Source organism: Aliivibrio finisterrensis (assembly GCF_008933155.1).
Lineage (GTDB): Bacteria > Pseudomonadota > Gammaproteobacteria > Enterobacterales > Vibrionaceae > Aliivibrio > Aliivibrio finisterrensis.
Window position 1 is genome coordinate 289,005 of the sequence record NZ_WBVP01000003.1, and the last position, 9,808, is coordinate 298,812.

Here is a 9,808-nt window from a genome sequence, read left to right on the forward strand (position 1 = left end):
CGCGATTAAGAAAATGCAACGCAATTTAGAAGTTGATCGATGACTTGCTCAGCATCTACTCCTTGATTTTGAGAAGAAAAACTCAAAACTAAACGGTGGCGAAGTACTGAATGGGCCACTGCTCTTACGTTGTCCGGCCTCACGTAATCTTGACCGTTTAACCATGCGTGAGCACGTGAACATTTGTCTAACGCGATAGTTGCACGAGGGCTAGCCCCCAACTCAATCCACTGGCTAAGCTGTTCGTCACATTTGTCTGGGTAGCGAGTCGCATCGATTAGGTCGACAATGTATTGATCTACATGTTCGGCGACATGAATATTATCAATATGACGACGTGCCTCTAGCACTTGTTCGATGGTCATGAGCGATTCGCTGCTAGTGGAGTCTTGGTTCTCAATCCGCAAGAGTTTGAGCATGTTTTTCTCAGCGTCTTTGCTTGGATAATCAATCAAGATCTGCATTAAGAAACGATCCATCTGCGCTTCAGGCAGTGGATAGGTACCTTCTTGTTCAACCGGGTTTTGTGTGGCGAGAACCATGAACAGTTCTGGTAATTTGTGTGTTTCTCCTGCTATCGAAACTTGTTTTTCTGCCATCGCTTCAAGCAGTGCTGATTGCACTTTAGCTGGAGCACGGTTGATTTCATCGGCCAGCAAAAGGTTAGTAAATACAGGGCCTTTTTTGAATGTCAGCGATTGAGTATTAGTTTCGTAAACTTCGCTACCGGTGATGTCAGCAGGAAGCATATCCGGCGTGAATTGAATCCGATGGATCTGTGAATCCAGTTGCTTGGCCAAAACGGTGACACTGCGAGTCTTTGCTAGTCCTGGCAGACCCTGCAAGAGAACATGGCCATTCGCGAGTAGGGCAATAATTAGTTGCTCTACAGATTTTTCTTGCCCTAGTACTTGTTGGTTTATCTGTTTCTGAAGTTCGATAAAATCTTGCATTATATTGCCCAATTCGTTGCTGGTTACTACCAATGATTTGAAGGTAGGATATGAAAACGTAGCGAACTTGATAACTAGGACTATTACTAAACAGGATTGAGTTTAGATACGTGGAATAAAGAAAAGGTGTGCAATGCACACCTTTTGAGTTTTCCATGATTGGTGAAGTTAATTATTTAGCTTCACGGTATGGTAGCGTAGACAGTACACGGTCTAGGTTGAATGCAGTTGGCTCCTGACGTAGTGGGAATTCATTAAACGTCTGTAGTAGGCCAGCCACTTCAACTTGGACTGGAACGAAGTGGAACATACGTTCTGCATACCAACGTAGGTACATCCCTGAGTGTTCTGGCGCTTCCTCATATGGGTCTGCACGTAGGTCAACCAGTTCTGGCCAAGTAGAGGCTAGACGTGGAGCGAACCAGCTCTCTTCTGTTGGATGGATAAATGTAGCTTTGATCTTACCAACGCGAACCGCTTCTAAGTTACCTGTTTCAGCAAAGTAGAAAATCTCGTTACGTTCAGTGTCTTCGTTGTTAAACCACGCGTTAGTATGGTCGTAGCCATCAATGTAAACGTCATGTTTCGTCTTGAACGACTCTTGAACATCTTTAACACCAGCAATTGTTGCTAGAGTAGTAAACAAATCTTCATGAGACTGGATACCGTTGTTACGAGCACCTTCAGGGATGTGACCAGGCCAGCTAACCATGAATGGCACACGTACACCACCTTCAGACGTCAGGCCTTTCTCACCTTTAAACGGTGTGTTACCGCCATCTGGCCAAGACATCTTCTCTGCACCGTTGTCGGTAGTGAAGATGATGACTGTGTTGTCACGTTGACCGGTTTCTTCTAGCTTATCTAGAATTTCACCAACGTAGTGGTCAAGCTCAGTCATACCATCTGCGTATAAACCATAGCCAGTTTTACCTTGCCATTCTTCGCTTAGGTGAGTCCAAACGTGCATACGAGATGGGTTATACCACATGAAGAATGGGTCATCTGTCTTCGAGAAATCGTCTAAGTAATCTAGAGCCATGTCCGTTAGTTCACGGTCAATGGTTTCCATGCGTTTCTTAGTCAGAGGGCCTGCTGACTCAGTAGGGCCATCGGCTGTGCCAGTGACAATACCACGAGGACCAAAGCGCTCGAAAAACTCTGGGTCTTGTGGGTAATCAGGATGCTCTGGCTCTTCTTCAGCGTTTAGGTGGTAAAGGTTACCGTAGAAGAAATCAAAACCACGGCGATGAGGCATCATGTGTTCACGATCTCCTAGGTGGTTTTTACCAAGTTGCACGTTGAAGTAACCTTGCTCTTTAAGCACTTCAGCCAGCGTTGGATCATCTTGATGAAGACCGACCGGAGAACCAGGCAGACCCACATTTAGAAGACCTGTACGAACAGGAAGTTGGCCAGTTAGGAATGCTGCACGACCGGCAGTGGAGCTTGGCTGGCCATAGTGGTCAGTGAAAAGCATGCCTTCATTTGCGATACGGTCGATGTTTGGTGTTTTGTAGCCCATCATGCCCAGGTTGTAGGCAGAAGTGTTTGACCAACCGATGTCATCGGCCATGATGACGAGTATATTTGGCTTTTCAGAGGTGTTTTTTGCGATTGCTGGTGCTGCAGCAACGGTAGCTAACGCAGCTGTGCTGAGCACGGTTTTCTTTAGTAAGCTTTTAGAAAGGGTTTTCATAAGATGCTCCTGAAATAAGATGAGCACAGTATGATTTTTTTCCAAAATTAACTGAACTAGGACAATTCCTAAACGAATTGAAGTTGAGCCAATTACTTAAAATACTACTAGGCATTTCGTGCGTTGCAGTTTATGGTAATAACGTTCATTAATGAAAAGAGGTTTAAAAATGCTCTCTGATTCAATTACTTCAGCATTAATTTCTATGTCTAGTCGATTATTGAATTCTCCAACAGCACAAATGGAAGAAACCATCATAGAGACGCTACATGAATGTCGAATTGCTTTAAAAATCGACCGTATTTCATGCTTACCTATTGAACAAACTAGGATACATGATTGGCGATTTTATGAGGCTGCGGGAGAAGGTGTTCCCAGAGTCAAATCTCAACTTCCGGCATCCTTGGTTTTAGAATATCGTCGGCATATCCAAGCGGGAATTGTTGTATCAAGTGATGAGTCACCAGAACTGCTTGAGCTCGCTAGCCACTTACAGGATGAAAAGCCGCTGCGTCATATATTGGTTCCGATAAGTGCAATGGGGAAACCATGGGGCTTATTGGCCTGTGCAAGTTTCAATGATGTAGACAGTTATTCAGAATCAGAAGAATTTATAAACGCGGCGACAGTGCTAGGTAATATGATTGCATCCAGTATTGAGCGTGTGCGTCATTATGATCAGCTGATAAAGAGCCGCCAAGATGTAGTTGAGAGAAATAAACGCATCATTGGTGAACGAGAAAGAGAACGACAGAATATTGCGCGCGATTTGCATGATGACTTCAGCCAACGCCTCGCTTCTTTGGGGATTGAGCTTAGCCTTGCCTCTAGTATTTGTGATGAAATCACAAGACCAGTGCTAATGAAGTGCGCCAATGAACTAGCATCAATTACCAAGGACGTTCAACACTTGTCTCGTCACCTGCACCCTGTAGTAATAGAAAGAGTAGGGCTTAATGCCGCTATTCAATCACATGCTCAACAAGTTGCGGAACGCTCAGGACTGTACTTATCGATTGAGCTTGATGACGATACTTCTTTTAATAATGATGTTTCATTACATGTCTATCGCATTATCCAAGAAGCGTTATCCAACATCGTGAAACACGCTAATGCTTCTGCGGTCACAATCACGTTAAAGCAATTTAGTGGCGACTGGATAGAATTGTTGATTCGAGACGACGGAATCGGAATTGCTCAAGAGCAAGCACACATTCAATCACCTTCGTTAGGTCTTCAATCTATGATTGAACGCGGAGAATTGATTGGTGGTGAATTGATCATTAAACGCAATGATCCAAAAGCAGGAACTACAGTTAAATTATCAATAAAAACAAGTGAGGTTTAAATGGCAACCGTCGTAATTGCAGATGATCACCAGATAGTCAGTGAAGGTATTGCCCGCCTAGTGGACTTAACGCATCAAGTTGTAGGGATTGGCGTTGACGCAACAGAGCTACTTCAGCTTGTTAAGCAGCATCAGCCCGACTTAATTATTACCGATATTTCTATGCCTGGTATGCAGCTAAATACTACGCTTTCACTGCTTAAGCGGACTTCGCCAAACAGTAAACTTGTTTGCCTATCTATGCATGATGAGCCAGAGATCGTTAAGGCTGCTTACCAATATGGTGCTGACGGGTATGTACTTAAACATCAAGCAGGTTTTGAACTAGCAACGACGATGAAAAATATACTTGCTGGAGAACGCTACATACCAGATGAATTGAAAAGCATTATTGAGCAAAAGACAGATTTGACCGCCAGACAAGTTGATATTCTTAAACTATTAGCTCAAGGATTTTCTGCGAAGAAAGTAGCTTTGGAGCTCAACATTTCTTCGAAAACGGTCGAATACCACAAATATAAGATGATTGAACAACTTGAACTTGCTAGTGCATCCGAGCTTATTGCTTGGGCTCACAGTCGAAAGCTCATTTAACTCACCTTACACCTCTCTAATCCATATCTCCTTCCGTTAGGAAATGTCCTAGTGGTCTAATTTAGGCCACCTAAGGATAATTATCCTAAATCCAACAGGAGCGCAGATATGACGATGACATCACCACACCCATTCCACCTTTTGGTTAAGCCTGTTGGCTCAAAGTGTAATTTAGACTGTCACTATTGTTATTACTTGAGAAAAGAAGAGCGTTATCAGCCAGGAGCTACGATGCAGATGTCAGACGCTCTCTTGGAAACATACGTCCAGCAATATATCGCAGCTCAGCCTAAACACATCAAGTTTGTTGATTTCAGTTGGCAAGGTGGGGAACCTGCACTGCGCGGCATTGAATTTTACGAAAAAGCGGTAGCATTACAAAAAAAATATGCTCGTTCAGGTATGACGATCTCAAATACTTTCCAAAGTAATGGAACTCTGATCAATGAGAAATGGGCGAAGTTCTTTAAAAAGAACAACTTCTTGATCGGACTTAGCATTGATGGTGACGAACTTAATCATGACTTAGGTCGAGCTGACATTAAAGGTAATGGCAGTTACTCACGAGTATTACGTGGCCTCGGCATGCTGCAAAAACATAAAGTACAGTTCAACACCTTGACCGTTGTGCATAACGATAACGCACACCTTGGTAAGCAAACCTATCAGACACTCAAAAAATTAGGTTCTAACGTTATTCAGTTCCAGCCCTGCGTTGAGCACTCTCTTGATCGTCGAGGTGAAAAAGACTGGTCTTTAACTCCACATCAGTGGGGGCACTTTTTGTGTGATGTATTCGATGAGTGGCGCAAAGAAGATGTAGGAAAAGTACACATTCAGTTTTTCGAAAACACGCTCGGTATTCTTGCGGGCCAACCAAGTCAAATGTGTTTTCACTCGGAAACTTGTGGCCAACAAATGATGCTAGAACATGATGGCAGTATTTATTCTTGTGATCACTATAGCTATGAAAATCATAAAGTTGGCGATATCGAATCGGTAGATTTAGGCGCTGTAGCATCCTCTTCGAAGCAAGTTGAATTTGGCTTAAACAAGTGGAAGTCACTGCCTAAGCAATGCCGAGAGTGTGATTTCAGACCGATGTGTAATGGCGGCTGCCCTAAAGAGCGTACTGCTTTTACCGCAGACCTTGAGCCGGGTTTAAATCATTTATGTTTTGGATATAAAAAATTCTTTGTGCACGCAATGCCTTACTTTGCCGCAATGCTAGAGGCAATCAAGCTAGGACACCCAGCTGCAGTTTATCCAATGTTCGTAAAGCGGATTACGGCGTAATGTTGTGTAGTCGATAATTTTCAATCATTAAGGAACGAAGTCAATGAAAAATAAACTCACCACAGCAGCAGGTTGCCCTGTTGCACATAACCAAAATGTAATGACGGCAGGCAAACGTGGTCCAATGCTTTTGCAAGATGTCTGGTTTTTGGAAAAGCTTGCACATTTTGATCGTGAAGTGATCCCTGAGCGTCGAATGCATGCAAAAGGTTCTGGGGCTTATGGAAAATTCACAGTGACCCACGATATTACCAAGTACTCGAAGGCGGCAATCTTCTCTGAAGTTGGTAAAACAACCGAACTCTTTGCTAGGTTTACTACGGTTGCAGGCGAGAGAGGTGCCGCAGACGCTGAACGTGATATTCGTGGTTTCGCACTCAAGTTCTACACAGAAGAAGGGAACTGGGACTTAGTGGGTAACAACACGCCTGTATTCTTTTTACGAGATCCACTTAAGTTTCCGGACTTGAATCATGCGGTAAAGCGCGATCCGCGAACCAATCTTCGAAGTGCAGAAAACAACTGGGATTTTTGGACGTCACTTCCGGAAGCATTTCATCAAGTGACGATTGTGATGAGCGATCGCGGCCTTCCTGCCACTTACCGTCATATGAATGGTTACGGTAGCCACACCTTCAGTATGATTAATTCAGACAATGAACGTGTTTGGGTGAAGTTCCACTTCAAAACACTGCAGGGAATCAAGAACCTGACGGATCAAGAAGCAGAGAAACTGATTGGGCAAGACCGCGAAAGCCACCAACGTGATCTCTACGATAGCATCGAAAATAGAGATTTCCCGAAATGGACGCTGCAAATCCAGGTGATGACAGAGACTGAAGCGAACGACGTTGAGTTCAACCCATTTGATCTAACAAAAGTATGGCCTCATGCGCGTTTTCCGTTGATTGAAGTAGGGGAGTTTGAGCTCAACCGCAACCCAGAAAACTTCTTTGCGGAAGTTGAGCAATCAGCGTTTAACCCTGCCGCTATCGTACCCGGAATTGGATTCTCTCCAGACCGAATGCTACAAGGTCGCTTATTTGCTTACGGCGATGCGCAGCGCTATCGCTTAGGCGTTAATCACCATCAAATTCCAGTGAATGCGCCACGTTGTCCGGTCCACAGTTATCATAGAGATGGGGCTATGCGTGTTGATGGCAATTTTGGTTCAGCCAAAGGCTATGAGCCAAACCAGTACGGTGAGTGGGCACAGCAATCGGAGTATGCTGAACCTGAATTAGAGCTAGAAGGCGCAGCGAATCACTGGGATCATCGTGAAGACACCGACTACTTCACACAAGCGGGTAACCTGTTCCGTATTATGACGTCCAGTGAACAGAGAAGGTTATTTGAAAACACAGCACGTTCAATTGGTTCTGCCTCTAGGAAAGTGCAACTGAAACATGTTCAGCATGCACTTCTCGCCGACCGTAATTACGCGCAAGGTTTAGCTGAATTACTTGGTATTGATATGGATGAACTGGAGGCAGAAAAGGTCACAGATAAAAGCGTTGTGGAAGTTTGAGTGGTGTTTTTTTAGTTTTCCTCCAAAGTTAAACATTAATTTTGCTCAGCCACAATATTTATAAAAACTGTGGTTTAGAGAGATTTAGTGCGCCTCAAAAAATGAGGCGCTGATGAAGGTATAAACGTATGTCAAATCATGAACAAATAAACGAAAGTAGGGATGAGTATAAGGAAACAAATAAAGGAAATAAAATCATCGCGTTCGCAATGTGGTTGATAAAAGCCATTGTGATATTGGCGGTATTAATTGGTAGTTCAATTGGTTTGTCTAAGCTTGGTACTATCCATGGAAAAACTCTTCCTGAGAACTACTTTATTGATGGTTATCCCACTATTTTGAAGCTGCTTGATTCTGAAGTATTTATGGGATTTGTATTTTTTGTAACCGTCGCCATTATTGTGTATGTCCTTTATTTGCTTTGGGAGTTGCATGAAATTGCAGTGCATAAGTCCGCGAAAATGTCGAGTGCTCACACACAAATTGTATTTGCTCTTTCACTGTGTGGCCTGTTTATCGATAAAACGTGGTGGGTTTTAGCCATCATTATTGCTTTTGCGCGTTGGGACGTATTAGCTGAAGGGATTTCGTCAATAATTCGAAATGGTCGTACTGTGATCTCTACGAATAAGGAGCAGTAAGATGAAAGAAATAATGCTTCCATATATCCTAGTTTGCTGGATCTTAGTTAAATTAGGTGTCGTTAAATGGACGCTGCGTAACGCTACAATCATTGTTGCGATAGGTTTGACGCTCGCGTTTGCTTTGTTTACTGCACACCGATTTTGGTCTCCTGCGGACCTAACCGATAGTACGACAGTGAAAGCGCCACATGCCGTTTTAAGTCCATTAATTGGACAAGAAGTTGAACAAGTATTCGTGGAACACAACCAGGTAGTCAAAAAAGGCGATTTAATATACACCCTGCGTTCGGTTGACACTGAATCTCAAATGATAGGATTAGATGCAGAGAAGAAAGCGGCAAAAGCTGAAATACTCGCACTCACCCATCAGATTGCTAACGATGAAAAGAACCTTGATCGTTTAACCCAACTTGGTGACTTTTCACAAGAATCAGAACGAGATAACCTACGAACACGCATCGACACTACTAACGCTCAAATTGCATCAGCCAATGCGAAAATTTTGAGCATTGAGGCTCAGATTGCAACAGCAGAATGGCAAAATGAGCGAAGAGAAGTTCGTGCTCCTTTTGATGGGCAGCTTTCAATCTCAAACATTGTTGATGGTACGCGTGTAGGTAACATGCACTTATACAACACGAATAAGAAATTTGTAGAAATGCGTATTGCTGACCAAACCTATCGCGGACTCAAAGTCGGTCAATTCGCAGAGTTTTATGTGAATGCATACCCAGGTGAGATATTCCGTGGTCGTGTACATAGTTTAACCACTGGTACTGGTGAAGCTCGTGTTTCTGTCATGAATGGTTCTCAACATGTACGCCAACACGTTGGGAACAATATGAACAATCATGGCCGAACAATTGTGATTGAGTTTGACGAACCTGAGGGGTACAACATTCCAATTGGGGCTACGGGTTCAGGATGGGTTTCTGCAACAAAACCTCATCCAATGCTTGGTTTCATGGATATTATAGGTGCAGCAACGGTTAGGCTTAAATCTTACAAAGCTTATTTATCAGCACTTTAACATACACCGTTAAACGTTTAGTGGATAAGAAAATTTGGCCACTAGATCAGAGGTCTTGCTATACTTTAAGTAATCCGTTAAACGCTAATTTAGCAACCCGTATAACTTAGTTTTGTCCAGATACGTGTTACGTAACACCTTATCAAGAGCAAGTAATTACTGGTGAGATCACCAAGCAATTTTGTCGAATCAGCCACAAGGTACTAAAAAGGGAACGGAATCACACAATTCATAGGTTTCTATACGCTTATTATCAAACATTTAGTGAAAGTAAATTTCTTTCATACATAGATGGACCAGAATTACATTTTCACAAAAATATCAACTTATGGTTGTTTTATGCGATATCAAGATATGGTTTTTTTTTCGATTAAGTTTATGATTTTAAATGATTAGTTGTTATCACTTTATGGTTTTTTCAACAGAAATTGTTGAAGTAGCCATAAAGTGATATATATCACAACCATAACTTGACATTGCCTTTTTCTATACCGTACTTTTGTAAGTTTACAACATATGGTGAAAGAGGCACTGCAATATGAATACTCTTCTTACCCCTTCCACAGACGTTCTTGGCGCATTTGAAATCCTGCTCGTAACTTTCTAAATCATGTAATAAGTCATAACCTGATACTAAATATTGAATTTATTTCGCAATCTTAGGTTTACTAAGTAAGCATAAAACTAAGAACATTTTTCACTCTTTTCTAAAGGTT

General features: G+C 42.6%; 8 protein-coding genes. 6 read left to right on the forward strand and 2 right to left on the reverse strand.

The window, feature by feature from the left end; genetic code table 11:
• Positions 1-5: 5 nt before the first annotated feature.
• Both F8B77_RS04500 and F8B77_RS04505 read right to left on the reverse strand, forming a co-directional pair.
• On the reverse strand, positions 6-953 hold the full coding sequence (locus F8B77_RS04500; protein WP_151654089.1) for an AAA family ATPase: 948 nt from the start codon (positions 951-953) through the stop codon (positions 6-8).
• 172 nt (positions 954-1,125) lie between these two features.
• Entirely contained in the window at positions 1,126-2,652 is a 1,527-nt protein-coding gene (locus F8B77_RS04505) for an arylsulfatase (protein WP_135385531.1), read from the reverse strand.
• Between the two features lie 169 nt (positions 2,653-2,821).
• Between F8B77_RS04505 and F8B77_RS04510 the strand changes: the two genes are divergently transcribed.
• From F8B77_RS04510 to F8B77_RS04535, 6 genes are all read left to right on the forward strand, one after another.
• Positions 2,822-4,000, forward strand: a complete 1,179-nt coding sequence (locus F8B77_RS04510; protein ID WP_167512760.1) for a GAF domain-containing sensor histidine kinase — start codon at positions 2,822-2,824, stop codon at positions 3,998-4,000.
• On the forward strand, positions 4,001-4,594 hold the full coding sequence (locus F8B77_RS04515; protein WP_081228983.1) for a response regulator: 594 nt from the start codon (positions 4,001-4,003) through the stop codon (positions 4,592-4,594).
• Between the two features lie 108 nt (positions 4,595-4,702).
• Positions 4,703-5,890 carry an anaerobic sulfatase maturase gene (locus F8B77_RS04520; RefSeq protein WP_151654093.1) on the forward strand — a complete coding sequence of 396 codons (1,188 nt, stop codon included), beginning with the start codon at positions 4,703-4,705 and terminating at the stop codon, positions 5,888-5,890.
• 43 nt (positions 5,891-5,933) lie between these two features.
• The gene (locus F8B77_RS04525; RefSeq protein WP_151654094.1) at positions 5,934-7,418 is read left to right on the forward strand and encodes a catalase; all 1,485 of its coding nucleotides are present in this window, start codon (positions 5,934-5,936) and stop codon (positions 7,416-7,418) included.
• Between the two features lie 209 nt (positions 7,419-7,627).
• Positions 7,628-8,059 carry a magnesium transporter gene (locus F8B77_RS04530; protein WP_425277985.1) on the forward strand — a complete coding sequence of 144 codons (432 nt, stop codon included), beginning with the start codon at positions 7,628-7,630 and terminating at the stop codon, positions 8,057-8,059.
• Position 8,060: 1 nt separating this feature from the next.
• The gene (locus F8B77_RS04535; RefSeq protein WP_151654097.1) at positions 8,061-9,092 is read left to right on the forward strand and encodes an HlyD family secretion protein; all 1,032 of its coding nucleotides are present in this window, start codon (positions 8,061-8,063) and stop codon (positions 9,090-9,092) included.
• The last annotated feature ends 716 nt before the right edge of the window (positions 9,093-9,808 follow it).

Coding starts and splice junctions, on each gene's coding strand:
- F8B77_RS04500 (WP_151654089.1), bottom strand. CDS start 953: ATGCAAGATTTTATCGAACTTCAGAAACAGATAAACCAACAAGTACTA.
- F8B77_RS04505 (WP_135385531.1), bottom strand. CDS start 2,652: ATGAAAACCCTTTCTAAAAGCTTACTAAAGAAAACCGTGCTCAGCACA.
- F8B77_RS04510 (WP_167512760.1), top strand. CDS start 2,822: ATGCTCTCTGATTCAATTACTTCAGCATTAATTTCTATGTCTAGTCGA.
- F8B77_RS04515 (WP_081228983.1), top strand. CDS start 4,001: ATGGCAACCGTCGTAATTGCAGATGATCACCAGATAGTCAGTGAAGGT.
- F8B77_RS04520 (WP_151654093.1), top strand. CDS start 4,703: ATGACGATGACATCACCACACCCATTCCACCTTTTGGTTAAGCCTGTT.
- F8B77_RS04525 (WP_151654094.1), top strand. CDS start 5,934: ATGAAAAATAAACTCACCACAGCAGCAGGTTGCCCTGTTGCACATAAC.
- F8B77_RS04530 (WP_425277985.1), top strand. CDS start 7,628: ATGTGGTTGATAAAAGCCATTGTGATATTGGCGGTATTAATTGGTAGT.
- F8B77_RS04535 (WP_151654097.1), top strand. CDS start 8,061: ATGAAAGAAATAATGCTTCCATATATCCTAGTTTGCTGGATCTTAGTT.